Source organism: Azospirillum sp. FG154 (assembly GCF_057809575.1).
Genome location: NZ_JBMDKF010000012.1, coordinates 93,830 through 116,720, shown reverse-complemented (window position 1 = coordinate 116,720; position 22,891 = coordinate 93,830). Strand labels below are relative to the sequence as shown.

Here is a 22,891-nt window from a genome sequence, read left to right as displayed (position 1 = left end):
GAGCCAAGGATGTTGCGCGAAGCTTTTGAGTATCTGACAACCCCATGCGACCCGCTGGCCCGCCGGTTGGGCTATCTGTCCGAAGCGGTGGCGCTGGGATCCCGTCACCGTCGCCAGCGTCAAAGCTGGGCGCCCCACGTCGCCGCCTGCCGCCGCTTCATCACGCAGGCGGCGGAACAGGCCCCCAAAGGCGGACAGGCTGTGGTCCTTGGATCGGGGCTGTTGATCGAAATTCCCCTGGAGGAGCTGGTCGCCCGGTTCGACGAGGTTCTGTTGGTCGACATCGTTCACACCCGGTCCGTTCGCAGACGAGTCGCTCGGACGCCAAAGGTTCGGTTGGTCGCCTTGGACGTGACGGGCGCGCTCGCCCCGTTGGAGCGGGCGTTGGAGCAGGGGCGGGAGCCGCCAAGCGAGTTCGCTCCGCCCGCCCTTCCCGACAGCGCCGCGCCCTGCGCCTTCGCCGTCTCCTGCAATCTGCTCTCGCAATTGCCGCTGATGCCGCTGGACGCCATCGAGCGCCGCGCCCCGACCGTCCCCGACGCCGCGCGGCTGGCCTTCGCCCAGCGGCTCGCCGCCGATCATCTGCGCTGGTTGGCCGGGCTGGCGGAACGCGCCGCCCTGTTCAGCGACGTCGAAAGCCTGTGGCTGAGCGGCGGCGCGGTGGTGGAGCGCGAGGATTCGTCCTGGGGCCTGCCCCTGCCCGCCCCCGACATGTCCTGGCTGTGGGACATCGCCCCGGCGCCGGAGCAGGATCGCCAGCGTGATTTGCGGCACAGCGTGGGCGGCTGGTTCGACGTCGGCGCCATCGTCACGGATCTGGCCGCAAAGGGGCGGGCCACGGATTGCCCGCCCGCCCATTGATTGGCCCAGCGGATGCCCGAAGCGAGGGACGGCGATGCGCGATGCGCGTTTCTTGAGGCAGCCTTGTTGTCCTATCCTCACAACCAGAATCAAGAAAGTCCAGGGAGGGGACGTCTCTCGTCAACGAGGAGATTCCCCAGCCATGTCCATGAACGCCCCCCTTTACGAGCGCGATCCCCGCACCCACGACGAGATCATGCTCGCCGCCCGGCAGATGCGCGCCGACTACATGCGCGACCTGTTCGGCAAGCTGCGCGCGGCCCTGTTCGGCGGTGAGGCCGCCTCCAACCATGGCCCGGTGGGCCATGGCCCCGCTCTGACGCCCCACGCCCATTGATCGACAGACGGCGGCGGCGATTTCTGCTAAAGCTGTACGGATCGTGACCGGCGCCGTCATCGGCGGCGCTGTCCGATTCGTCTTATCCTTGCAAGGAACATCGCGTTGTCTCTGCTGCACACGGGCCGAACCTATGAACTCCGCGACACCCCGGAACGCCTGCTGAGCGTCTGGCCGATCGTTCGGGACGCCGATTCCAACGCCGTCATCGTCACGGCGGCGGGCGACAACATTGGCGTGATCGGCACCAACAGCCAAGAAGCGATGACGCTGGGCAAACGCGCCCTCGGCTGACGCTTCTGCGCAAACGCCAAGGGGCGGAGACGGTCGGCTGGCGCCGCTGTCTCCGCCCCTTGGCGTTTGTTCGTTGCGATTGGTTTTATTGTGGCGTCTCGTTTATTGCGCCGACACAATTTCGCCGTGCAGCGTGCAGGCCGCCTCCGCCAGATCGACGAAACGGTCGGTGATCTCATCGGGCTGGGTGATGGTTTTCGCATCCTCGCCCGGGAAGGCTTGCGTCCGCAGCTTGGACGCCACCACGCCGGGGTCGATCAGGTTGACCCGCAGCGGCGACGCGGCGATTTCCATCGCGTAGGTCTTCACGATCATTTCCAGCGCCGCCTTGCTGGCCCCATAGGGACTCCAATAGGGATAGGGCGCCTTGGCCGCCGCCGAGGTCACAAACAGCGCGCGCCCGGACTCCGACGTGCGCAGCAGGCGGTCCAGCGAGCGGATCAGCCGGTAATTCGCCGTGACGTTCAGATCCATCACCCGCGACCACAGCTTGGGATCATACTGGGCGATGGGGCCAAGCGCCTCCAGGGCGCCCGCGTTGCTGACCAGAATGTCGAGCTTGCCGAAACGCTCGTAGATCGAAAAGCCCAACTGGTCGATTTTGTCGTAATCGCGCAAATCGAACGGAACCAGGGTGGCGTTGCGCCCGGTGGCCTTCAGGATGGCGTCGTCCACCTCCTCAAGCCCGCCGACGGTGCGGGCGGTCAGGATGACGTGCGCGCCTTCGGCGGCGAATCGCTTGGCGACGGCGGCGCCAATGCCGCGCGACGCGCCGGTGACAAGAGCGATGCGACCGGACAAACGGGACATGGGATCAAGCTCGATTGGTTGAAACGGGTCTTATAGCCCTCCCCCAGAATGGGAGAGGGCGTCTTCAATCGCTTACGCCCGCGCCGGAACGCCCGGCTCGCTCGTCGGGCTGTCCAGCGCGTCGGTCAGCGCGATCGGGTATTCTCCGGTGAAGCAGGCGTCGCAATAGCTCAGATTGGCCGGGTCGCGCTTCTCCTCGCCCATCGCGCGGTACAGACCGTCGAGCGAGATGAAGGCCAAGCTGTCGGCCTGGATGAAATCGCGCATCTCTTCAACCGACAGGCGATGCGCCAACAGCTTGCTCTGTTCGGGCGTGTCGATGCCGTAAAAGCAGGGGTGCGAGGTCGGCGGGCTGGAGATGCGCATGTGCACCTCGGCGGCCCCGGCGGCGCGCACCATCTCGACGATCTTCTTGGAGGTCGTGCCGCGCACGATGGAATCATCCACCAGAACGACGCGCTTGCCCTCGATCATCGCCCGGTTGGCGTTGTGCTTCAGCTTGACGCCCAGATGGCGGATCTGGTCGGTCGGCTCAATGAAGGTGCGACCGACATAATGGTTGCGGATGATGCCGAGGTCGAACGGCACGCCCGCTTCCTGGGCATAGCCGAGAGCCGCCGGAACGCCGCTGTCGGGCACCGGCACGATGACGTCGGCGGGAACGCCCGCTTCGCGCGCCAACTCGCGCCCGATGCGCTGGCGGGCCTGATAGACGGAGGTTCCCTCCATCACGCTGTCGGGCCGGGCGAAATAGATGTACTCAAAAATGCAGAAGCGGCGGCCCTGCGGCTGGAACGGGCGCAGGCTGTGGACGCCGTCGGCGTCGATGACGATCATCTCGCCCGGTTCGACGTCGCGCACCAGCTCGGCCCCGACGATGTCGAGCGCGCAGGTCTCGCTGGTCAGCATGTGGACGTCGCCCAGCTTGCCCAGCACCAGCGGACGCACGCCCAGCGGGTCGCGCACGCCGATCACCTTGTTGGCGGTCAACGCCACCAGCGAGAAGGCGCCCTCGACCTGACGCACCGCCTCGATCAGCCGGTCCACCGGCGAACCGCCGCGCGCCGTCGCCATCAGATGGACGATGACCTCGGTGTCGGTGGAGGATTGGAACAGGCAACCCCGGCGGACCAGTTGGCGGCGCAGGGTCTGCGCGTTGGTCAGATTGCCGTTGTGGGCCAACGCGAAGCCGCCGAACTCAAAATCGGCGTAAAGCGGCTGAACGTTGCGGATCGAGGTGTCGCCGGTGGTGGCGTAGCGGACATGGCCGATGGCCGAGGCGCCCTTCAGCTTGGCGATGATCGCCTCGGAGCTGAAATGGTCGCCGACGAGGCCCAGCGTGTGCTGAAGATGAAAGCGGCTGCCGTCGAAGCTGACGATGCCCGCCGCCTCCTGCCCGCGATGTTGCAGGGCGTGCAGCCCCAGCGCGGTGATGGCGCCCGCTTGCGGGTTGCCGTAGATGCCGAACACGCCGCACTCTTCGCGCAGCTTGTCGTCGTCAAACGGATGCGTCGTCAGCATCTCAGGAGTCCTTCGTTAAAAGCGCCCAGTCGCAGGGGCGCCATCAGCCGGAGTCAGCGCAGTATTACAGAGCGTCGAGCGGCGCGACTCATCGCGCATTCTGAATCAGCCGTTCAAGGTCGCCGCGTTCGCGGTCCTTATAGCCGGTATCGGTTGGCGGCGCACCCCCGGTCTTTGAAGGGCTGGGCACCGGAGTCGACAGGCGGTCCAGCGCCTCCTTGGCCTCCACCGCCTGCTTGGCGCGGTCCCGCGCCATGTCCAGTTGCCCCAGACTTTCCTTGCGCAAATTCTCCGGGACGATCTCATAGACCAGCGCCGCGCCGGTGGCGAGGAAGGGCCGGGTTTTCGCCGTCTGCAACCAGACCGGATGTTCCGCCGTGTTCGGCACCAGCCAGATGAAGAACAGATAGGCCACCGACACCAGAACCGCGCCCTTGGCCAGTCCGAAGACGAAGCCCAGCGAGCGGTCGAGCGCCGACAGGCTGGAGTTCTGCACCCCGCGCGACAGCGACCGCCCCAAAATGGTCAGCACGATCAACGCGACGATGTAGACGCCGACGGACGCGATGGCGTAGGCCAGCATCTCGAATTTGATGCGCTGCTGCACCAGCGGCAGGACATAGGGCAAGGCGTACAAGGTCGCCACGCCGGCCCCCGCCCACGAGGCGACCGACAGGACTTCGGCCACCATGCCACGGGTGAAGGCCAGCAAGGCGGCCAACAGCAGCACGGCGATAACGGCGGCGTCCGCCGGGTTGACGGGAAAATTCTCCATGGCCTAACGCTCTCAATCCTCGTCGCGATGGCGCGACCGTTGTGGCCGCGCGCCCGGCTGGAACAGCGGCATCAACTCGCCCAGATGGTGGAGTTCCACCGTCTTCAAACCGTTGTCGCCGCGCCCGCCCCGCGCTCCCGTTCGTCTAGCCGGAAAAATCGCGGAGGAAAAGCCCAGCTTGGCGGCTTCCTTCAATCGGGTGTCGCTCTGGCCGACGGCGCGCACCTCGCCCGACAGGCCAAGCTCGCCAAAAACCACGGCGTCCGCCGGAACCGGCTCGCCGGTCAGCGACGACACCAGCGCCGCCGCCACCGCCAGATCCGCCGCCGGTTCGGTGACGCGCAGGCCGCCCGCCACGTTCAGATAGACGTCGTTGGCCCCGATCTGCACGCCGCAACGCGCCTCCAGCACCGCCAGAACCATGGCGAGCCGCGCCGAATCCCAACCGACCACCGCCCGGCGCGGGGTGCCCAACGGCGAGGGGGCGACCAGCGCCTGCACCTCCACCAACACCGGACGGGTGCCTTCCATTCCCGCGAAGACGGCGGCGCCCGACACGTCGCCGCGCCGTTCGGCCAAAAACAGCGCCGACGGGTTGGCGACCTCGCCCAAGCCGCCGTCGCCCATCTCGAACACGCCGATTTCGTCGGTCGGGCCAAAGCGGTTCTTCACGGCGCGCAGAATGCGGAACTGGTGGCCGCGCTCGCCTTCAAAATAGAGGACGGTGTCGACCATATGCTCCAACACGCGCGGCCCGGCGATCATCCCCTCTTTGGTGACGTGGCCGACCAGCAGCAGAACGACGCCGCGCCGCTTGGCGACGCGAATCAGCTCCTGCGCGCTGGCGCGGACCTGGGCGACGGTGCCGGGGGCGCTGTCCAGATTGTCCACATACATGGTCTGGATGGAATCGATGACGATGATCTCCGGCCCGTTGGTCTCGTCCAGCGAGGCGACGATGTCGCGCACGTTGGTGGCCGAGGCCAGATTGACCGGGGCCGACGCGCAGCCCAACCGTTGGGCGCGCAACCGCACCTGATCCACCGCCTCCTCGCCCGAGACGTAGGCGCAGCGATGCTCCTGCGCCAAGCGCGCCATCGCCTGGAGGAGAAGGGTGGATTTGCCGATGCCGGGGTCGCCGCCGATGAGGATGGCCGATCCGGGAACCAAACCGCCGCCGCACACCCGGTCAAACTCGGCGATGCCGGTCAGTCGGCGGGGCGGCGCGCTGCTCGATCCGGCCAGCCCGAAAAACTCCAACCGCCGCCCACGCCCGGCGCCCAACCCCTTGGGCGCGCTGTCGGGCGCCGCCTCTTCGATCAGGCTGTTCCATTCGCCGCAGGCGTCGCACCGCCCCGCCCATTTCGGGAAGGACGCGCCGCAGGACTGGCACACATAGCGGGTGGTGGGCTTGGCCAAAACTCAGGTGGTCCTATGAGGGCGAGACCGCCGACATATAGCAAGACGCTCCCCGGAATCCTATGGGCGAAGCCCGGAAAAGGCCGGGGCTTTTCACCGGGGCTTTTTTCGGCGCGCCATGATGGTAGGGTGGCGACGGCGCAGACCAGCGTCGAACATTCAGATGACCGAGGGTTTCGTGGCGGATAAGGAAGGCAAGCGCATCGTCCTGCATGGACCGGAAGCGTTCGCGGCGTTGCGCAAGGCGTGCCGTTTGGCGGCGGAGACGTTGGATTACATCGGCCCCCACGTCGTGCCGGGGGTCAGCACCGGCCATCTCGACCGCTTGGTCGAGACATTCCAGCGCGACCGGGGCGGGATTCCCGCCACCATCGGCTATCACGGCTACCCGAAGGCCTGCTGCATCTCGCCCAACCATGTCGTCAACCACGGCATCCCCAGCGACGACAAGCGCTTGGCCGACGGCGACATCGTCAACATCGACGTGACGGTGATCCTGGACGGCTGGTACGGCGACAGCAGCCGGATGTATTTCGTCGGCGACAAGGTTGGGATCAAAGCGCGCAAGCTGGTCGATCTGACCTATCGCTGCATGATGGCCGGGATCGCCCAGGCCAAGCCGGGCGCCACCCTTGGCGACATCGGCCACGCCATCCAAACCCTGGCGGAGGCCAACCGCTGTTCGGTGGTGCGCGATTTCGGCGGGCATGGCATCGGTCAGGTTTTCCACGACGCCCCGCACGTCGATCATTACGGCAAGCCTGGAACCGGCGTGGTGCTGCAACCCGGCATGGTCTTCACGGTCGAACCGATGATAAACGCCGGGCGGCACGAGGTGAAAATCCTGTCCGACGGTTGGACCACGGTGACGCGCGACCGCTCGCTCTCCGCCCAGTTCGAGCATCAGATCGGCATCACCGAGGATGGCTGCGAGATCTTCACCCTCTCCCCCGCCGGTTTCACCCAACCGCCCTATGGGGCCGCATGATGAGCGACGATTCCGAAAAGGACGCGCTGAAGCCCTGGAAAATTCTCGGCAGCCGTGACCTTCTCGACGCCAGCCCTTACTTGAAGGTGCGCGCCGAAACCGTGGAGTTGCCCGACGGTCGGCGGGTGGAAAGCTTCTATCAGGTGGAGCAGCCCGATTACGCCCTGATGTTCGTCGAGACCGAAGACGGCCACGTCGTCATGCTGCGCACCTACAAGCACGGCGCCCGCCGCGTCAGCCTGACCTTCCCGGCGGGCGCGATCTCCCCCGGCGAGGATCCGCTGGCCGCCGCCAAGCGCGAGCTGCTGGAGGAAACCGGCTATGAAGCCGACGATTGGACGGCGCTGGGCGACTATGTGGTGCAGGGCAATCATCGCGGCTGCGCCTGCCACATGTTCCACGCCAAAAACGCCCGCAAGGTGGCCGAACCCGACAACGGCGACCTGGAGGACATGCGGATCGAACTCCACACGCCCAAGGATCTGATCGACGCGGCGGCGCGCGGCGAATACGCCTTCCTGCCGGTCATCGCCATGCTGGGCGCCATGCTGGTGCCGGAACTGCGCGCCGGTCTGGGCATGGCGGCCAAGGGGCGTGATGGGGCGTGATGGCGGGCATGATGGCGGGCATGATGGCGGACGCGGGGAGGCCGTGTTAGCCTGACAGGGGTGTAAAGCCGGAGGCTGGCATGGGGGCGTTGCGCAAACATCGGTCGATGACGATGGCCGAATTCCTCGTCTGGGAGGATCGGCAGGACGAGCGCCACGAATTCATTCATGGCGAGATCGTCGCCATGACGGGCGGAACTGTCGCGCACAACCAAATCTCCGGCAACCTCTACACCGCGCTGCGTTCGGCTTTGCGCGGCACGCCCTGCCGGGTGTTTCAGGAAAACATGAAGATTGCCGCCGACGGCTCCCTCTTCTACCCTGACGTGTTCGTCACTTGCGCCCGGCTGAGCGACCAGGACCGGCTGGCGACCGAACCTTTGGTGATCGTCGAGGTCCTGTCCGACAGCACGACCAACCGTGATCGCTTGGTGAAAAACACCGCCTACCGCACCCTGCCCTCGCTGGCCCAATATGTGATCGTGAACCAGCGCGTCGCCGCTGTGGAAAGCGTTCGTCGCGAGGGAGCGAACTGGCTGCACGAGGTGGTGACGGGCGAACAGGGCGTTTTGCGGATTCCGGCGCTGGGCGTCGATGTGCCGCTGTCCGTGATTTACGAGGACACGGAAACCCCCTTCGATCTGGAAAGCCTGGATGATGGTCCAGACGACGGCGCCGGGGCGACGGAGGCACGACTTACACCATGAGCGCTGACATGACGCCCGACCAACTGATCGCCCTGCTTGGCCTGCAACCACACCCGGAGGGCGGCTGTTACGTCGAGACCTACCGCGCGCCGACCGATCCGCCGGGTGGGCGGGGCAGCGTCACCGCCATTTATTTTCTGCTGACGGCGGGCGAGCGGTCGCACTGGCATACGGTCGACGCCGTGGAAATCTGGCTGTGGCACGGCGGCGCGCCGCTGGAACTGTCGATCCATGATCCGGCCCACGGCCCGGCGGCGCAGACGCCGACCACCCAGCGCTGTCGGCTTGGCATGGACCTCCAAAACGGCGAACGCCCACAGGCGGTCGTGCCGGTGGGCGCGTGGCAGTCGGCCCGCAGTTTGGGCGCTTGGTCGCTGGTCAGTTGCACGGTGGCGCCCGCCTTTGACTTCGCGGGCTTCACCCTGGCGCCGCCGGGCTGGGAACCGCTATGAGCACAAGGCATTCAAATTGATCGGATTTTTAAGAATTTTTTGGATCAATTGAGCGCCGGAATTCATTTTTCAAAAAATTATAGCGACATCATTCCAGATAGTTTATGAAATCTCAACGCAACTATCGATACTCACAAGAGGCATCCAAGAATGAAAAAAGAGGTTTACGATTTAGCTAACCACGCCGCTTCAGATTTAAACTCAGACATACTTTTTTACAATGGGGGTATTTCGCAAGGCAATTGGTTAAAGTTGACTGATGAGATTTCAAAAAGAAAATTCAAAAGAGAGAACGTTATATTATTATTGATCACACCAGGTGGCGATCCAGATGCTGCCTATAAAATAGCTAGACTTCTTCAGAGAAGCTATAAAAAATTTCACGCCTTTATCCCAGGATGGTGCAAAAGCGCCGGCACATTAATTGCCATGGCCAGCTCTTCTTTATACATAAGTAACAAAGGAGAACTAGGTCCCCTTGATATACAAATTGCGAAACAAGATGAACTTGACGAAATGGCATCTGGCCTTTTAATGGATGCCACCATGAAAACTCTTGAATCAACCGCCTCTCGCATGTTCATTAGTTTGCTTAAAACGGTTCGACGTGAAACAGGTATTTCAACACGCCTAGCAGCGGAACTATCTGCAAAGATGGTGGTTGGTTTATTAGATCCTGTTTTTGCTCAAGTTGAACCCATGAAGGTCGGAGAAAACGCTCGTGCAATGAATATTACAAGAGCATACGGAGCAAGGCTTTCGCAACTCTCCAAATCATTGGTATCCCCGCAATTTTTGGATTATCTGGTAAACTCATATCCTGACCACGGTTTCGTAATTGACAGAGAGGAAGCCGGATATATATTTAGAGATGTTCGAGAGCCGACTCCAAGCTTGACACTTTTAGAAAACGCCTTAGGTGAACTTGCCTTACTTCCGAAACAAGGCGTTGAAAATGCACAGATTGAGTATCTGTCAACTGAAATGTGCAGCGACGAGGATGCCGAAGGAGAATTAAATGGAAGAGACCAAGAACAAACCCCAGAGGGGCGAGAAGGAAGCCGAGACACAGAGGAACGCGAAGGAGATAATGGCACTTCTTGAGCAAGAACTTCAAGAGAGACTGATAACTCCGATTAAAACGCGAATACCTCAGGCTTCTTCACATTATCCGTATAGAACTTATTGAAAAAAGGCCTCGCTTCGCGAGGCCTTTTTTCACGTTTTAGATTTGATCTGCGCCCTATTATTCGTCGGCGTAGGGGTTCTTGCCCTTGCGCAGCAGCAGACGCAACGGCACGCCGGGCAGGTCGAAGCTATCGCGCAGGTCGGCGATCAAGTAGCGCTGATAGCTTTCCGGCAGTTCCAACGGCTTGTTCACGAACAGCGCGAAGGTCGGCGGGCGGGTCTTCACCTGGGTGACGTAGCGGATCTTCACCCGGCGGCCTTCGATCAAGGGCGGCGGGTGATGGTCGAGCACGCCGCCGATCCAGCGGTTCAACTGCGCGGTCGAGATGCGGCGGTTCCACACCGCGTAGGTCGCCAGAATCCCATCCAGCAGCGTGTCGAGCTTGTGGCCCTTCAAGGCCGAGATGGTGACGACCTTCACGCCCTTGATGTAGCCGAGCGCCGCTTCCAGCTTGTCTTCGACCTGACGCAGCGCCATGGCGCGGTCATCGACGATGTCCCATTTGTTGATCGCGATGACCAGCGAGCGGCCCTCCTCGATCACCATCCGGGCGATGGTCAGATCCTGCTTGTCGAGGATCGCCTCGGCGTCCACCACCAGCACCACGACATTGGCCATGCGGATGACGCGCAGCGTGTCGGCGACCGCCAGCTTTTCGACCTTTTCATCAACGCGGGCGCGGCGGCGCATCCCGGCGGTGTCCACCAGTTTGAACCGGCGGTCGCGCCATTGCCAATCGACGCTGATGGCGTCGCGCGTCATCCCGGCTTCCGGGCCGGTCAACACGCGCTCTTCGCCAACCAGGCTGTTCAACAGGGTCGATTTGCCGACGTTCGGACGGCCAACGATGGCGATCTGAATCGGCTTGACCAGATCCTCGGCGGGTTCGGGCTGGTCGCCGATGGGAATCGGACGGTCGCCGACGCTCTCGACGACCTCCTCCTCCGTCTCCTCCACGTCGCCTTCCTTGTCGTAGGGCATCAGGGCTTCGACCAGATCGGCCATCCCCTCGCCATGCTCGGCGGACAGCGGGATCGGATCGCCCAGGCCCAGCTCGTAGGATTCATAGAGGCCGGACTTCGACGCCTTGCCTTCGGTCTTGTTGGCGACCAGCAGGACCGGGGTCTTGATCTTGCGCAGCAGCGCGGCGAAATGGCGGTCGAGCGGAGTCACCCCGGCCCGCGCGTCGATCATGAACAGGGCGACGTCGGCGCGCTCCAGCGCCTGCTCGGTCTGGCGGCGCATGCGCGCCTCCAGACTGTCGTCGGTCACATCCTCAAGCCCGGCGGTGTCCACCACGGTGAAGGACAGGCCGCCGACATGGCCGGGGGCCGAGCGCCAATCGCGGGTGACGCCCGGCGTGTCGTCCACCAAAGCCAGCTTCTTGCCAGCCAAGCGGTTGAACAGGGTCGATTTGCCGACATTCGGCCGACCGACGAGAACGACTGTGAACGACATGGGGCCAAAGGCCTCCTAAAGCAGACAAGAAGCAAAAGACTTCACGAACGATCAACGGAAGGCGACGAGCGATCCGTTGTCGCACAAGACATAGAGAGTGTTGTTGGCGACGATCGGCGGCAGAAAGGCGGCGGCGGGCAAGGAGCGCGTCACCTCGATCTTGCCATTGGCGGTGGACAGGCCCAGCAGAACGCCGTTCGATCCGGCCACCCACAGGCGCCCCCCGGCCAGAACCGGCCCCGCCCAAACGATGGGGCCGCTCTTGTCCTGGGGATCGTCGTAACGTTGCAGCGGCGCGACCCAACGGACCTGACCCGCCTGACGAGTCACGGCCACGACCTCCTGGTCGTTGGTCACGACATAGAGATAGTCGCCAGCCAGCCAGGGCGTTTGCACGCCGCCGACTTCGGTTTCCCAAACGCGGTTGCCGATGCGCTGGTCGATGGCGACCATGCGGCCCGAATGGCCGATGGCGTAAACAACGCCGCGATCCATCACCGGCAGGCCGCGAATGTCGGCCAGATTGCTCAACGCGCCGGTGCGGCGGATGGCCGCCAGGCTTTCCTGCCACGACACCCGGCCATTTTCCGGACGCAAGCCGAACAACTCGCCCGACGAATACGGCGCCACCACCAGCGAACCGTCCGCCGCCGGGCTGGCGGCCCCCAACAGACCAGCGGTTTCCAGAATGCCCTGGTGCGACCACTGAACCTCGCCATCGCTGGCCGACAGGGCGACCAGTTGGTTGTCCAGCGTCAGAACCAGAACGCGCCCGCCAACCACCGTCGGCGCGCCGCGCACCGGACCGGCGACGCGCTTGCGCCACAGGATGGAGCCGTTCGCGGGATCCAGCGCCATGACTTCGGCGTACCCCGTCGCGGCGAACAGACGGCCGTCGGCGTAGGCCACGCCGCCGCCGGTCGCGCCGCCGCGTTCATTTTCGGGCTTGGTGTCGACGCGCCAAACCGACCCGCCGGTGCGCTCGTTCAGAGCCGACACATGGGCGTCGGCGTCCATGGCGAACACGCGGCCATCGGCGATCACCGGGACGCCCAGCAGCATGCGCGAGCTGCTCGACCCGGCGCCGACGTCGCCACGCCACGCCTCAACCGGGTTTGCCGCCAAAGCGAGATGGCCCATGGCATGGTCCGGCGCGCCGCCGGGTTGCGCCCAGGCGGCGTTGACGGTCGGCGACGGAACCGTCACGGCGACGTCGGCCAGACGGGCGTCCGGCTCCACCTTGCGCTCACGGGTCAGAACCGAAACGCGCTGGCCCGGCAGGGGCGGATCCTGCGTTTTGCCGAACCAGTCGCCTACGGTGTCGCAGCCGCCCAGAAGGACGGCGAGCAGCGAAGCGGACAGAAGCGCCGAACGGCGGATGTTGCGAGCCGTGGTCATCGTTCAGGTCTTGCCGTAAAGGGAAGCGAGATCAGCGGCGCGCGACCGGACACCCGCAGGGGCCAGAGCGTCGTCCGCCAGTTGCTGGAACAGGCCGCGCGCCTTGGCCGTGTCGCCGCCCCGCAGGGCGAGCACCGCCGTCAGCTCCCGCGCGGTGAAGCGCCAGGGGCTGCTTTCGGCGGTCAAGGGGGCCAGCTTGGCGGCGAGCTGCGCCGGATCGCCGGTTTCGACGCGCTGCATCGCCCCCAGCAGGGTGGCGAGATCGCGGTACGCCGGATCGACCGAGCCGTTGGCGGCGACGCCGTCATAAATGGTGGCGGCGTCAGCGGCCTTGCCCTGGCGGACCAACAGCGCCGCCGCGTTGAATTGGGCGAGCGCGGCCATGCGAACCTCGGCGCCGCCCGCATAGGCGGCCAGAGCCTCCACGCCTTTTTCCGGCCCCTGCTGGGTCTGCGAAATGGCGGAGACCAGCGCGGCGGTGTCCTGCTGCTGCTTGTTCTGCTGCCAATTGCGCCAAGCGGTGTAACCGCCGGTGCCGACGACCACGGCCACGGCGGCGGCGATCATGTAGCCGCCATATTGTTTGAAGACATGCTCCGCGCGGTCCCGGCGCAGATCCTCGTCAACTTCGCGGAAAATATCGCTCATGGCCCTGCGGTGCAGTCCTTGTTCGCGCGGCCGTTGGCGGCACGGGCGCTGGGTCGGGTCACGCCAAACCTACGCCTCCAGCATAACCGGAGGGGCGGTTCGGCATCATCACAGGGCCGGATAGCATTGGGTACCACGCCCGTCAAGTGCGCAGGACGCGCGCCTCTCCAATCCCACAGGGCGATTTGACGAAAATCCGCGCGCGAACGCCGATCACGCCGTCAAGGCCGAGGCGGCGATCACCGCCTGGGTGCGGTTCTTGACGCCCAGCGATTTGAAAATCGCGGTGACGTGAATTTTTACGGTGCCTTCGGACAGGCCAAGCTCATAGGCGATCTGCTTGTTGGATTTGCCTTGGCGCAGGCAATCCAACACCTCGCTCTGGCGCTGAGTCAAACCGTAGCCGCCGTGACGCTCCAAAGGCTCCTGAAAGCGGCGGCGGTTTGGCGATTCCACTGTGGTTCCCAGCGCGCCGGGCGGCACGTAAATTCCCCCGGACATCACCAGATTGATCGCCCCCATCATCACCTTGACGCTGCTGGATTTGGGGATGTAGCCGGTGGCGCCATGGTCGATGGCGCTGCGGATGTCGCTTTGCGCCTCCGACGCCGACACGATGACGACGGGGACGCCGGGTTGCAGGGCCAAAACATCCCGGATGCCGGAAAATCCAGGCCAACCCGGCATGTGGAGATCCATCAAAACAATATCAATGCCCTGATTGTCCCGGCAATGATCGAGAAGTTCGCTGAAGGTGCCGGATTCAACAAACAACGCGTCGTCTTGCAATTGTTCGAGGACACGCCGCAGGCCTTCGCGGAACAGCAGGTGATCGTCACCGATCAGAATTTTCATGGCGCCGTTACTTTCGCTCGCCGCCCCTTGCGGGCGTCGGACCCTGCGCCCAGCGCGCCCTCGTGACGCGCGGATCGACTCTCCGACGGCAACTGGTGGGATGCATTGTTATCACGTTCGGTCAGGCGCTCGCATCCCAACAAGAGCCATAGGTCATTTGCTGCTTTCTTTGGCCGCATATCTTTCGTCAGGTGTTTTGCCAGCGTTCACCTTCCCATAGGTCATAGCAACAAATGTCAGAGGATGACCGTGTTGGCCTCTGCGGACATCATCGCAGACAGCGCCCCTCTTCAGACGTCACAGGTCCGGCGACCAGCGGCCGACAACGCCTTGACGACACGCCGTCGCTGGTGTGGTCTTAGGATGCGCGCGCGGGCGCCACAAACATGGGGACGACATGACGGGTTGGCAGATCATCGGCGCGGCGATGGTCGGGTATCTTCTGCTTCTGGCGCGCAGCGCCTGGAAGCAAGGAGAGTTTCGCCAATTTCTGCGCAGCCTCGCCATTGTCGCGTTGCTGATCGGCAGCGTCGCCGGGGTTGTGGCCGCCGCCATCGCGCTCGATTCTCCGTAACGCGTGACGTTCGGGCGGACACGTCGTCGCGGCTGCCGATGAGCGCTTGGAAAACCCTGCCAAGCGTTCATCGGCGTTTCAGAGCGGCGCGCGGCGCGGAACCGTTTTTTCACCGCGTCAAAATGGGACCGATCATCGACCAGCCGTAGAGCGTCGCCAGCAGCACCGCCAGCGTCACGCATTCACGCACGAAAGCCAGAACCGACATGCCAACCTCCACGGTTCACTTAATGTTCCCATTCAATACCAGAACAAACCATGCACATCAATCCTGGTGTTTGTATTTTGTTCTTTTTTTGACCGCGTTCGTTCCCCAAAGAGAACGGATCGCAACGGCGATCGGATCGCTTCAAACCATGCTGCTTCTGGGGTGGGGTGAGGTAAGGTGAGGTGAGGTGAGGTGAGGCGACGCGCGCCCATCCAAGGGGAAAACCGACGTCTTACAGGAACTCAGCTCCGGCCATCACCTTGAAACGGGACCACATCTTTCGGAACAAGGCTGGATCGATGGGCTTCAACAGGAAATCATCCGCGCCCTGAGCGCGGGCCGTCCGGACCGATTCAGACCGCCCATCGCCCGACACCATGATGATGTAGACGTCCGGTCGCCGCCGCTTCATTTCGGCCAGCGCGTCCAATCCGTTCACCCCTGGCAGATGAACTTGCGGATCATAGGCGCGCAAAACGTCTCCAAGACCTGAAGACCGTTCCGGCCCGGCATGTTGACGTCCAGCCGAACAAGGTCGCAACGATGCCCCTTGTACAAGGCCACCGCCTCGTTCCCATCCACCGCCTCGACAAATTCGAGGCGGTGTTCGTCCTTGGGGAAACTGCTGCGAATCAGAATCAGCGCCCGCATGAAAGGCGCGTCATCGGCCAGCAGAACGCGGATGGGAAGCAACGGCTTCACGCCCGCTCCCGCAGATCACAGGGTTCCCGCATAGGCGCCGCCATCCAGCAAAACATTCTGCCCTGTCATGTAACCAGCAGAGGCCGAACAGAGGAAGGCGCAAGCGGCCCCGAACTCCTCAGGATCGCCAAAGCGCGCAGCCGGGTTGGTTTGACGCCGCGCCGCCATCTCGTCATCGACGCTGCGACCGGCGGCCTTGGCGCCGCCCTCCATGGTTTTCCGCAGACGGTCGGTCTCGAACGGGCCGGGCAGCAGGTTGTTGATGGTGACGTTGTGGCGGACCGTTTGGCGCGACAACCCGGCGACGAAGCCGGTCAACCCCGCCCGCGCGCCGTTTGACAGCCCCAAAATGGGAATGGGCGCCTTCACCGCCGCCGAGGTGATGTTGACGATGCGGCCAAAGCGCCGCCCGATCATTCCGTCAACCGTCGCCTTGATGAGAAAGATCGGCGCCAGCATGTTGGCGTCGAGCGCGCGGATCCAATCCTCGCGCTCCCAATCGTGGAAATCGCCCGGCGGCGGGCCGCCCGCGTTGTTGATGAGAATGTCAGGATCGGGACAGGCTTTGAGCGCGGCGGCCCGCCCCTCCTCCGTCGCGATGTCGCCGACGGCGGTGGTCACGGTCACGCCGGTGGCGGCGCGGATCTCGGCGGCGGTCGCCTCCAACGTCTCGGCGCTGCGGGCGGTCAGCGTGACGTGAACGCCCTCCCGCGCCAAGGCCGACGCGCAGGCCTTACCCAACCCCTTGCTGGCCGCGCAGACGAGCGCGCGACGACCGGCGATTCCCAGATCCATGGTCACTCTCTCCCGTGATTTGTTCCAACCCCGCCAGCACCTCGCGGGCCAGCGGAACCGTCACCCGGCGGTGCGCCGCCAGCGAGGCGTGATCGAGCGCCGCCACCACCCGGCGGGCGGCGTCGAGCGAACGCTCCATCCGCGTCAACAGATAGGTGACGACCTCCAACCCTGGCCGCAACTGGCGGTCGGCGAACAGCTTGACCAGAACGGCGGCGAGCAGCGCGTCGTCGGGCGCGGCCACCTCCACCGCCGGAGCGCCCTTGATGCGGGAGCGCAGATCGGCCAGCCGCGCCCGCCAACGCGACGGCGCCTTGCGCGACAGCAGCAGCAGATGGCCGTTCTGCTCGCGCGCCAGATTGTAGAGATGGAACAGCGCCTCTTCCCGCGCCGGTTTCCCCGCCACCTTGTCGGCGTCCTCGACCACCACGGCGTTCGCCGTGGCCAACAAACCCGGCAAATCGGCTTGATCGAGCGTTTCCCCGTTGGCGATCACCGCCCGGCTGCGCGTCCGCCAGACATGGCCCAGATGGGTCTTGCCGCAGCCCGCCGGGCCATAGACGGTCAAGGCCGGGGCGGGCCAAACGGGCCAGCGGTCGAGCCACGCCACCGCGTCGGCGTTGCTGGACGCGACGAGGAAATCCTCGCACCCCATCGCCGTTCGGTGCCCAAGATCGAGCGGTATCTGCGCCGGAGCGCTCATCAGCCGGTTTCCATCAGCGCTCTGGCCCCACGCCATGATAATAGCGGCTGCTGAGATACTGGCGCAGCGCGAAGCGGGTCAACACGCCGATCACCGCCGCCACCGGCACCGCCAGCAACACGCCAAGGAAACCGAACAGGCTGCCGCCAGCCAGCAAGGCGAACATCACCCAAACCGCGTGCAACCCGACTTTGTCCCCGACCAGCTTCGGGGTCAGAACGTTGCCTTCCATCGCCTGCCCGAACAGGAAAATCCCGATGACGATGGCGACGCGCCACACATCGTCAAACTGCAACAAAGCCAGCCCGACGCTGACCACAAAGCCGAACAGCGAGCCGACATAGGGAATGAAGGACAAGACGCCGGACAAAAGCCCGATCACCAAACCGAAATCCAGTCCGGCGACCGTCAACCCCGCCGCGTAGAGCGCCCCCAGCGCCAAACAGACCGTCGCCTGGCCACGCACGAATCCGGACAGCGTGACGTTGACCGCCTTGACCTGCTCGCGCACCACATCGGCGTGGTGGCGCGGCAACCAACCATCGACCTTGTGGACCATCAGGTCCCAGTCGCGCAGCAGATAAAAGGCGACGACCGGCGTGATGAACATCACCGACAGCACGTCGAACAGAGCCAGCCCGCGCGACAGGATGCCGGAAATCACCTTGGCGATCCAACCGGCGACGTCGCCCGCGTAATTGCCCGCCGCCGCGCGCAGACGCTCCACATCGCCCGGCGGCAGGCGATGAACCAGCCGGTCGAGCGCGGGCAAGGCGCGCTCCTTCACCACGGCGACGTAATTCGGCAGCACCTGCAACAGATGGGTCGTCTGCCCCTGGACCAACGGCACCAGCAGCAAAATCATCACCACCAGAACCAGGATGAAACCCAAAAGAACCACCCCGGTCGCCAGCCAGCGCGGCAGCCCCAGACGTTCCAGCCGATCCACCGTGGGGTCGAGCAGATAGGCGATGGCCAACCCGGCGACGAAGGGCAACAGCATGTCGGCCAGCAACCACAGGACCAGCACGAACAGCCCCAACCCGATCAACCAGAAGCGGAGCTGCTTGTCCTGAGTCACGCGACGCCCCCATGGCGGTTGAACAGCAGCGCGGCGCGCTGGGCGTAGGCGACGCCGGACAGGACCGTCGTCACCGTGCAGGCGTAGACCAGCGCGTCCACCACCTCCAACCCAAACAGATGGAGTTCCGGCAGCCCCAACGCCGGAGGAGCCAGAACGGCGGCGGCCAGCGCGATCTGAACCACCGTGTTCAGCTTGCTGACGATCAGCGGCTGCATCGCCAGCGTTTCCTTCAGCGTGAACAGCAGAATGACGCCGCCGACGATCATCACGTCGCGGAACACCACCATCATGACCAGCCACAGCGGAATTTGGCCGACATAGCCCAGCGCGACATAAACGCCGATGATGAGCGTCTTGTCGGCCAGCGGGTCGAGATAGCCGCCCAGCACCGTTTGCGCCCGGAACAGGCGGGCGATGGCCCCGTCGAGCGCGTCGGACACGCCCGCCGCGACGAACAGCCAGAAGGCCCACTCCATCCGCCCGGTCAGGATCATGTACATCGCCAGCGGCACCGCCAGGATGCGCAGGAAGGTGATGATGTTGGGAACGCTCACTTACTGGACGCTCTTGGCCGGAAGGGTTCCCAGATCGCGCGGCGGCGCGCCCAACCCGCCGGATGGCGCCGAAGAGGCGCCCATGGGCGCGGTTGGGGCCAGCGCGGCGGGCGCGCCGAGCGGGGCGACCATGGCCTCGCCGCCGCTGCGCGGCAGCAGGGTCAATTGCCAGTCGGTGGACACGGCGCCCGGAACCGTCGGCGGGGCCGACGGGGCGCGGGTCAACGACAGGTCGCGCTTGGTCAGAGCTTGGGCCAGCCGATCCGGATCGCCGCGATGGGTCAGCGTGACCATCGCGGCGCTGCGGCTCATGGATTGCAAATCCGTCCGGGTCACGGCGGCGAAGCCGGTCAGGCGCTTGCGCACCTCGACCCAATCGGCGGCGGCGGTCAGCGGCACGCGGACCAGCGTCGATTGCTCCGGCCCGGAAGCCATCACATTGTCGCGCCGCCACGCGTCATCCAACTGAGCGCCGACCGTCGCCACCGCGCGGGTCAGCACGTCGCCCGCCGCCGCGTCGGGCTTGACGCTGACGGTCTGGGCGTCGCGCGCGCCATCCAAGCCGTAACGGGTCAGATCGACGCTCAACCCGCGCGCCGGATCGGCCCCGCCGCTGGGAAGCTCCACCCGCGCGACGATGACGCCGCCCGCGTTGTAGCGCTGGGCGATGCGGGCCAGCGCCTCGGGGTTGCCCGCGACTGCCTCATCCACGCCGATGGCCTGAACATCGGCCAGCTCGCCGTCCGGCACCACCAACGGCACCAGCGAGGACGCGGCGGGGCGATCCTCCCACGCGGCGCGCCAAGCGGTGCGGTCTTCCCACAGCACGGCGCGCCCGGCGGTCATCGTCACCGGCAGCACGACGAAGGGCTTGGCGGGCGGCTCGACATATTGGCTGTTGCCGGTGACGCTGCCGCCGATGACGTCGCGCACCGCGTTGGGGCGGAAACGCACGGTGATCGACCCAATATATTGGGTGGCGGAGACTTTCTCCTCGTCGATCTCGAAGCCTTGCACCAGCTTGGCGAGCTCCGTTTCCGGCAGTTTCGGCGCGGCGCCGCCGGTGGGGACGAGACGCTTGTAAAGTTCCGTCCACGCCCGGCTTTGCGCCTCGCGGATCGCCTGGTCGCGGGCGTTGTTGGCGTTGGCGGCGGTGATGTCCACCTTGACGCCCGACACGGCGAAGGCGTCGGCGGCGGTGTTGGCGGTCGGCGCGGTGGACGGCAAGACCGAAGCGGCGGGAGACGCCGCGCCGAGAGGCTGCCCCTGCGTCATCCCTTGCGTCATCGGCGCCGGAGTCGTCTGCGCCTGAGCAAGGCCAGCCGACAGGGCGGAAGCGACGGACAAGGCGGCGAGACCCGCAAACAGCGGCGCGCGACGGCGGTGGAGCATTGCAATGCCTTCCGATTCGAGTATGTTCGGCCCGAGCCAACGGCTCGGTATATAGCCCAGCTCAAGCGAGGATACCATCAGCACCCAGTCCAACAACATGTCCGACGCCTACAAGCAGGCTGGCGTGGACATCGACGCGGGCAACGCGCTTGTCGAAGCGATCAAGCCTCTTGCCCGCTCCACCGCGCGTTCCGGCTCCGACGCGGGTCTGGGCGGCTTCGGCGCGCTGTTCGATCTGCGCGCCGCCGGCTATCAGGATCCGCTTCTCGTCGCCACCACCGACGGCGTCGGCACGAAGCTGAAGGTCGCGATTCTGGCGAACCGCCACGACACGGTCGGCATCGATCTGGTGGCGATGTGCGTCAACGATCTGGTCGTGCAGGGGGCCGAACCGCTCCTGTTCCTCGACTATTACGCCACCGGCAAGCTGGACGTGGCCGCCGGTCGCGCCATCGTGTCGGGCATCGCCGAAGGTTGCCGTCAGGCGGGCTGCGCGCTGGTCGGCGGCGAGACCGCCGAAATGCCCGGCATGTATTCCGAAGGCGACTATGACCTCGCCGGTTTCTCGGTCGGCGCGGTCGAGCGCGAATTCGCCCTGACCGGCTCCACCGTGCAGGCGGGCGACGTCGTTCTTGGTCTGGCGTCCAGCGGCGTGCATTCCAACGGCTATTCGCTGGTCCGCAAATTGGTCGACATGTCGGGCCTTGGCTACGACTCGGCCTGCCCGTGGGACAGCGCCAAGACGCTGGGCGAAGCGCTGCTGACCCCGACGCGCATCTATGTGAAGAGCACGTTGAAGGCCGTGCGCGCCGGAACCGTGCGGGCGATGGCCCACATCACCGGCGGCGGCCTGATCGAGAACATTCCGCGCGTGCTGCCCGACGGGTTGGGCGTGACGTTGGACGCCGGGACCTGGTCCCTGCCCCCGGTGTTCTCCTGGTTGATGAAGACCGGCGGCATCGCGCCGTTCGAGATGGCCCGCACCTTCAACGTCGGCCTCGGGATGGTCGTCGTCGTTCCGGCGGACAAGGCCCAACAGGCCATCGACATCCTGACCGAGGGCGGCGAGACGGTCCACACCGTCGGAACCGTCACCGCGCTGAAGGATGGCGAGCCGCGCGTCACCGTCACCGGCATGGAAACGGCCTGGGCATGACGTCAACGCCAAAAACGGCGGCGCCAAAGCTGAAGCTGGGCGTTCTCATTTCGGGCCGGGGCAGCAATTTGCAGGCGTTGATCGACGCCTGCGCCGCCCCGGATTTCCCGGCGGAGATCGTTCTGGTCCTGTCGAACAAGGCCGACGCCTTCGGTCTGGAACGCGCCGCCAAGGCCGGGATCCCGACGGCGGTGGTCAGCCACCGCGATTTCCCCGGCGACAAGGCGGCGTTCGAGACGGCGATGGACGCCCAACTGCGGCAGGCGGGCGTTCAACTGGTCTGTCTGGCCGGTTTCATGCGGCTTCTGTCGCCGCTGTTCGTCACGCTGTGGAACGACTCGCTCATCAACATCCATCCGTCGCTCCTGCCCTCCTTCAAGGGGCTGGACACGCACGAGCGGGCGTTGGAAACCGGCGTTCGCTTCCACGGCTGCACCGTGCATTACGTGCGGGCGGAGATGGACGCCGGACCGATCATCGCGCAGGCGGCGGTTCCCGTGCTGCCCGGCGACGACGCCCACGCGCTGGCCGACCGCGTGCTCGAATCGGAGCACAAACTCTACCCGCACGCCGTCCGCCTGATCGCCGAGGGGCGCGCCCGCGTCGATGGCGCGGTCGTGCGGATCAACGGCGATTCCCAGGAACTGGCCTCCTCCATCAATCCGCCCCTATAAAGGCGAGCGGGTTGGTTGGTTTTTGTTGCGCTTCTCCCATTCGTGGGCAGAATTGTCGGCAATGCAAACCAAAGGAGGGTTCTTGAGATGGCGGCTGTTGGTTCCCCGACCCCGGTCAGCGACGATCTGGTCCGCACGCACATGCAGGGCTGGCTCGCCTTCACGCAGTTCGTGAAGATCGGCACCGGCGGCGTTGTCGCCCTTCTGGTTCTGATGGCGATCTTTCTTCTGTAAACCGTTGACGGCGTTTCCCCCGGTCGATGACCGACAGGGAAACGCCGTCACTTCCCTCATGCCGCGACGGGCGGCTTCACAAAATGCTGGTGGCCGTGGTCGCACTGGCCGCGCGCGTGCTTGTCGTCGCAGCTTTCCTGCGAGGTCAAACCGATCCAGGCGTGCAGCGTCGCCGGATCAAAGCCCGCCTCGCGGCGGTCGCCCGATTCCAGCAGCGGGCGGCGGATCAAATCGCGGTCGGCCAGCATCGCGGCCAGCGCCGCCGCCTCGTCCAAATCATCGGGCGTCACCGCGCCGCTTTTGACCGCGACGGCCCGGCGGTTGAACCACGCCGCAACCTCCTTGTCGCCAAAGAAGGCGCGCAGTTCCGCCGCGCTCAAGGGCGCGGTCGCCAGATCGCGTTCGATCAGGCTGTGGCCAGCCGCCTGCAACTGAAGCTTCTGCTTGGCGTTCGCCGTGCAGCCGGTCAACCCGTAGAAAATCACCTCAGCCATC

The 22,891-nt window shown here is 65.0% G+C and carries 28 protein-coding genes; 12 read left to right on the top strand and 16 right to left on the bottom strand.

Going from position 1 to position 22,891, the window contains the following annotated elements:
* The first annotated feature begins 9 nt into the window (after nucleotides 1-9).
* From ACODS4_RS15585 to ACODS4_RS15575, 3 genes are all read left to right on the top strand, one after another.
* Nucleotides 10-861: a hypothetical protein gene (locus tag ACODS4_RS15585; RefSeq protein WP_488865178.1), complete on the top strand. Its 852-nt coding sequence runs from the start codon at nucleotides 10-12 to the stop codon at nucleotides 859-861.
* A gap of 142 nt (nucleotides 862-1,003) precedes the next feature.
* Nucleotides 1,004-1,198 carry an RSP_7527 family protein gene (locus ACODS4_RS15580; RefSeq protein ID WP_488865176.1) on the top strand — a complete coding sequence of 65 codons (195 nt, stop codon included), beginning with the start codon at nucleotides 1,004-1,006 and terminating at the stop codon, nucleotides 1,196-1,198.
* Nucleotides 1,199-1,303: 105 nt separating this feature from the next.
* Nucleotides 1,304-1,492 (top strand): hypothetical protein, encoded by a 189-nt coding sequence (locus ACODS4_RS15575; RefSeq protein WP_298372431.1) that lies wholly within the window; start codon nucleotides 1,304-1,306, stop codon nucleotides 1,490-1,492.
* A gap of 102 nt (nucleotides 1,493-1,594) precedes the next feature.
* Here ACODS4_RS15575 and ACODS4_RS15570 read toward each other — a convergent pair whose 3' ends face one another.
* The 4 genes from ACODS4_RS15570 to radA all read right to left on the bottom strand — a co-directional run bounded on the left by ACODS4_RS15570 (nucleotide 1,595) and on the right by radA (nucleotide 6,017).
* Complete coding sequence (locus ACODS4_RS15570) at nucleotides 1,595-2,302, bottom strand: SDR family NAD(P)-dependent oxidoreductase (RefSeq protein WP_488865174.1); 708 nt, start codon at nucleotides 2,300-2,302, stop codon at nucleotides 1,595-1,597.
* Between the two features lie 72 nt (nucleotides 2,303-2,374).
* Nucleotides 2,375-3,823, bottom strand: coding sequence for an amidophosphoribosyltransferase (purF, locus tag ACODS4_RS15565; RefSeq protein ID WP_488865172.1), 1,449 nt, complete (start codon nucleotides 3,821-3,823; stop codon nucleotides 2,375-2,377).
* 88 nt (nucleotides 3,824-3,911) lie between these two features.
* A complete protein-coding gene (locus ACODS4_RS15560; protein ID WP_488865170.1) occupies nucleotides 3,912-4,598 on the bottom strand; it encodes a CvpA family protein in 687 nt (228 codons plus the stop codon).
* A gap of 12 nt (nucleotides 4,599-4,610) precedes the next feature.
* Complete coding sequence (radA, locus tag ACODS4_RS15555; protein ID WP_488865168.1) at nucleotides 4,611-6,017, bottom strand: DNA repair protein RadA; 1,407 nt, start codon at nucleotides 6,015-6,017, stop codon at nucleotides 4,611-4,613.
* Nucleotides 6,018-6,180: 163 nt separating this feature from the next.
* On the opposite strand from radA, the gene map reads away from it, so the two are divergent.
* The 5 genes from map (at nucleotide 6,181) to ACODS4_RS15530 (ending at nucleotide 9,876) form a co-directional block, all read left to right on the top strand.
* Complete coding sequence (gene map / locus ACODS4_RS15550; protein ID WP_488865166.1) at nucleotides 6,181-7,005, top strand: type I methionyl aminopeptidase; 825 nt, start codon at nucleotides 6,181-6,183, stop codon at nucleotides 7,003-7,005.
* On the top strand, nucleotides 7,005-7,613 hold the full coding sequence (locus ACODS4_RS15545; RefSeq protein WP_488865164.1) for an NUDIX hydrolase: 609 nt from the start codon (nucleotides 7,005-7,007) through the stop codon (nucleotides 7,611-7,613). Before map ends, ACODS4_RS15545 begins: the two co-directional genes overlap by 1 nt.
* An 80-nt stretch (nucleotides 7,614-7,693) precedes the next feature.
* The gene (locus ACODS4_RS15540; RefSeq protein WP_488865162.1) at nucleotides 7,694-8,320 is read left to right on the top strand and encodes a Uma2 family endonuclease; all 627 of its coding nucleotides are present in this window, start codon (nucleotides 7,694-7,696) and stop codon (nucleotides 8,318-8,320) included.
* Nucleotides 8,317-8,772, top strand: a complete 456-nt coding sequence (locus ACODS4_RS15535; protein WP_488865160.1) for a cupin domain-containing protein — start codon at nucleotides 8,317-8,319, stop codon at nucleotides 8,770-8,772. Before ACODS4_RS15540 ends, ACODS4_RS15535 begins: the two co-directional genes overlap by 4 nt.
* Nucleotides 8,773-8,922: 150 nt before the next feature.
* Complete coding sequence (locus ACODS4_RS15530) at nucleotides 8,923-9,876, top strand: hypothetical protein (protein WP_488865158.1); 954 nt, start codon at nucleotides 8,923-8,925, stop codon at nucleotides 9,874-9,876.
* 142 nt (nucleotides 9,877-10,018) lie between these two features.
* Here ACODS4_RS15530 and der read toward each other — a convergent pair whose 3' ends face one another.
* The 4 genes from der to ACODS4_RS15510 all read right to left on the bottom strand — a co-directional run bounded on the left by der (nucleotide 10,019) and on the right by ACODS4_RS15510 (nucleotide 14,320).
* The gene (gene der, locus ACODS4_RS15525) at nucleotides 10,019-11,419 is read right to left on the bottom strand and encodes a ribosome biogenesis GTPase Der (RefSeq protein ID WP_488865156.1); all 1,401 of its coding nucleotides are present in this window, start codon (nucleotides 11,417-11,419) and stop codon (nucleotides 10,019-10,021) included.
* Nucleotides 11,420-11,470: 51 nt separating this feature from the next.
* The gene (locus ACODS4_RS15520; protein WP_488865154.1) at nucleotides 11,471-12,817 is read right to left on the bottom strand and encodes a PQQ-like beta-propeller repeat protein; all 1,347 of its coding nucleotides are present in this window, start codon (nucleotides 12,815-12,817) and stop codon (nucleotides 11,471-11,473) included.
* A gap of 3 nt (nucleotides 12,818-12,820) precedes the next feature.
* Nucleotides 12,821-13,465: a tetratricopeptide repeat protein gene (locus ACODS4_RS15515; protein WP_488865152.1), complete on the bottom strand. Its 645-nt coding sequence runs from the start codon at nucleotides 13,463-13,465 to the stop codon at nucleotides 12,821-12,823.
* Nucleotides 13,466-13,678: 213 nt separating this feature from the next.
* A complete protein-coding gene (locus ACODS4_RS15510; protein ID WP_488865150.1) occupies nucleotides 13,679-14,320 on the bottom strand; it encodes a response regulator transcription factor in 642 nt (213 codons plus the stop codon).
* Nucleotides 14,321-14,717: 397 nt separating this feature from the next.
* Between ACODS4_RS15510 and ACODS4_RS15505 the strand changes: the two genes are divergently transcribed.
* Nucleotides 14,718-14,894, top strand: coding sequence for a hypothetical protein (locus ACODS4_RS15505; RefSeq protein ID WP_488865148.1), 177 nt, complete (start codon nucleotides 14,718-14,720; stop codon nucleotides 14,892-14,894).
* Between the two features lie 440 nt (nucleotides 14,895-15,334).
* On the opposite strand, the gene ACODS4_RS15500 is transcribed toward ACODS4_RS15505, so the two are convergent.
* From ACODS4_RS15500 to ACODS4_RS15470, 7 genes are read right to left on the bottom strand one after another with little or no spacing between them, the layout of a single operon-like run.
* Nucleotides 15,335-15,541 (bottom strand): response regulator transcription factor, encoded by a 207-nt coding sequence (locus ACODS4_RS15500; protein WP_488865146.1) that lies wholly within the window; start codon nucleotides 15,539-15,541, stop codon nucleotides 15,335-15,337.
* Nucleotides 15,538-15,804, bottom strand: coding sequence for a response regulator transcription factor (locus ACODS4_RS15495; protein ID WP_488865144.1), 267 nt, complete (start codon nucleotides 15,802-15,804; stop codon nucleotides 15,538-15,540). Before ACODS4_RS15495 ends, ACODS4_RS15500 begins: the two co-directional genes overlap by 4 nt.
* Nucleotides 15,805-15,819: 15 nt before the next feature.
* Complete coding sequence (locus ACODS4_RS15490; protein WP_488865142.1) at nucleotides 15,820-16,599, bottom strand: SDR family oxidoreductase; 780 nt, start codon at nucleotides 16,597-16,599, stop codon at nucleotides 15,820-15,822.
* A complete protein-coding gene (locus ACODS4_RS15485) occupies nucleotides 16,538-17,302 on the bottom strand; it encodes an HdaA/DnaA family protein (protein ID WP_488865140.1) in 765 nt (254 codons plus the stop codon). Before ACODS4_RS15485 ends, ACODS4_RS15490 begins: the two co-directional genes overlap by 62 nt.
* A 13-nt stretch (nucleotides 17,303-17,315) precedes the next feature.
* The gene (locus tag ACODS4_RS15480; RefSeq protein ID WP_488865138.1) at nucleotides 17,316-18,383 is read right to left on the bottom strand and encodes an AI-2E family transporter; all 1,068 of its coding nucleotides are present in this window, start codon (nucleotides 18,381-18,383) and stop codon (nucleotides 17,316-17,318) included.
* Entirely contained in the window at nucleotides 18,380-18,940 is a 561-nt protein-coding gene (locus ACODS4_RS15475) for a CDP-alcohol phosphatidyltransferase family protein (RefSeq protein WP_488865136.1), read from the bottom strand. Before ACODS4_RS15475 ends, ACODS4_RS15480 begins: the two co-directional genes overlap by 4 nt.
* Nucleotides 18,941-20,332 (bottom strand): DUF2066 domain-containing protein, encoded by a 1,392-nt coding sequence (locus ACODS4_RS15470; protein WP_488865134.1) that lies wholly within the window; start codon nucleotides 20,330-20,332, stop codon nucleotides 18,941-18,943.
* A 97-nt stretch (nucleotides 20,333-20,429) separates the two neighbouring features.
* Between ACODS4_RS15470 and purM the strand changes: the two genes are divergently transcribed.
* The 3 genes from purM (at nucleotide 20,430) to ACODS4_RS15455 (ending at nucleotide 22,396) form a co-directional block, all read left to right on the top strand.
* A complete protein-coding gene (gene purM, locus ACODS4_RS15465; RefSeq protein WP_488865132.1) occupies nucleotides 20,430-21,488 on the top strand; it encodes a phosphoribosylformylglycinamidine cyclo-ligase in 1,059 nt (352 codons plus the stop codon).
* The gene (gene purN / locus ACODS4_RS15460) at nucleotides 21,485-22,162 is read left to right on the top strand and encodes a phosphoribosylglycinamide formyltransferase (RefSeq protein ID WP_488865130.1); all 678 of its coding nucleotides are present in this window, start codon (nucleotides 21,485-21,487) and stop codon (nucleotides 22,160-22,162) included. The genes purM and purN overlap by 4 nt, the downstream gene beginning before the upstream one ends.
* Nucleotides 22,163-22,249: 87 nt before the next feature.
* A complete protein-coding gene (locus ACODS4_RS15455) occupies nucleotides 22,250-22,396 on the top strand; it encodes an aa3-type cytochrome c oxidase subunit IV (protein ID WP_298372478.1) in 147 nt (48 codons plus the stop codon).
* Nucleotides 22,397-22,452: 56 nt separating this feature from the next.
* Here ACODS4_RS15455 and ACODS4_RS15450 read toward each other — a convergent pair whose 3' ends face one another.
* Complete coding sequence (locus tag ACODS4_RS15450; protein WP_488865128.1) at nucleotides 22,453-22,890, bottom strand: ArsC/Spx/MgsR family protein; 438 nt, start codon at nucleotides 22,888-22,890, stop codon at nucleotides 22,453-22,455.
* Nucleotide 22,891 lies beyond the last annotated feature (1 nt).

What these genes read in the sequence shown, in the direction of transcription:
- ACODS4_RS15585 (WP_488865178.1), top strand. Translation starts at nt 10, where the DNA reads ATGTTGCGCGAAGCTTTTGAGTATCTGACAACCCCATGCGACCCGCTG.
- ACODS4_RS15580 (WP_488865176.1), top strand. Translation starts at nt 1,004, where the DNA reads ATGTCCATGAACGCCCCCCTTTACGAGCGCGATCCCCGCACCCACGAC.
- ACODS4_RS15570 (WP_488865174.1), bottom strand. Translation starts at nt 2,302, where the DNA reads ATGTCCCGTTTGTCCGGTCGCATCGCTCTTGTCACCGGCGCGTCGCGC.
- purF (WP_488865172.1), bottom strand. Translation starts at nt 3,823, where the DNA reads ATGCTGACGACGCATCCGTTTGACGACGACAAGCTGCGCGAAGAGTGC.
- ACODS4_RS15560 (WP_488865170.1), bottom strand. Translation starts at nt 4,598, where the DNA reads ATGGAGAATTTTCCCGTCAACCCGGCGGACGCCGCCGTTATCGCCGTG.
- map (WP_488865166.1), top strand. Translation starts at nt 6,181, where the DNA reads ATGACCGAGGGTTTCGTGGCGGATAAGGAAGGCAAGCGCATCGTCCTG.
- ACODS4_RS15545 (WP_488865164.1), top strand. Translation starts at nt 7,005, where the DNA reads ATGAGCGACGATTCCGAAAAGGACGCGCTGAAGCCCTGGAAAATTCTC.
- ACODS4_RS15540 (WP_488865162.1), top strand. Translation starts at nt 7,694, where the DNA reads ATGGGGGCGTTGCGCAAACATCGGTCGATGACGATGGCCGAATTCCTC.
- ACODS4_RS15535 (WP_488865160.1), top strand. Translation starts at nt 8,317, where the DNA reads ATGAGCGCTGACATGACGCCCGACCAACTGATCGCCCTGCTTGGCCTG.
- ACODS4_RS15530 (WP_488865158.1), top strand. Translation starts at nt 8,923, where the DNA reads ATGAAAAAAGAGGTTTACGATTTAGCTAACCACGCCGCTTCAGATTTA.
- der (WP_488865156.1), bottom strand. Translation starts at nt 11,419, where the DNA reads ATGTCGTTCACAGTCGTTCTCGTCGGTCGGCCGAATGTCGGCAAATCG.
- ACODS4_RS15520 (WP_488865154.1), bottom strand. Translation starts at nt 12,817, where the DNA reads ATGACCACGGCTCGCAACATCCGCCGTTCGGCGCTTCTGTCCGCTTCG.
- ACODS4_RS15515 (WP_488865152.1), bottom strand. Translation starts at nt 13,465, where the DNA reads ATGAGCGATATTTTCCGCGAAGTTGACGAGGATCTGCGCCGGGACCGC.
- ACODS4_RS15510 (WP_488865150.1), bottom strand. Translation starts at nt 14,320, where the DNA reads ATGAAAATTCTGATCGGTGACGATCACCTGCTGTTCCGCGAAGGCCTG.
- ACODS4_RS15505 (WP_488865148.1), top strand. Translation starts at nt 14,718, where the DNA reads ATGACGGGTTGGCAGATCATCGGCGCGGCGATGGTCGGGTATCTTCTG.
- ACODS4_RS15490 (WP_488865142.1), bottom strand. Translation starts at nt 16,599, where the DNA reads ATGGATCTGGGAATCGCCGGTCGTCGCGCGCTCGTCTGCGCGGCCAGC.
- ACODS4_RS15485 (WP_488865140.1), bottom strand. Translation starts at nt 17,302, where the DNA reads ATGAGCGCTCCGGCGCAGATACCGCTCGATCTTGGGCACCGAACGGCG.
- ACODS4_RS15470 (WP_488865134.1), bottom strand. Translation starts at nt 20,332, where the DNA reads ATGCTCCACCGCCGTCGCGCGCCGCTGTTTGCGGGTCTCGCCGCCTTG.
- purM (WP_488865132.1), top strand. Translation starts at nt 20,430, where the DNA reads ATGTCCGACGCCTACAAGCAGGCTGGCGTGGACATCGACGCGGGCAAC.
- purN (WP_488865130.1), top strand. Translation starts at nt 21,485, where the DNA reads ATGACGTCAACGCCAAAAACGGCGGCGCCAAAGCTGAAGCTGGGCGTT.
- ACODS4_RS15455 (WP_298372478.1), top strand. Translation starts at nt 22,250, where the DNA reads ATGGCGGCTGTTGGTTCCCCGACCCCGGTCAGCGACGATCTGGTCCGC.
- ACODS4_RS15450 (WP_488865128.1), bottom strand. Translation starts at nt 22,890, where the DNA reads ATGGCTGAGGTGATTTTCTACGGGTTGACCGGCTGCACGGCGAACGCC.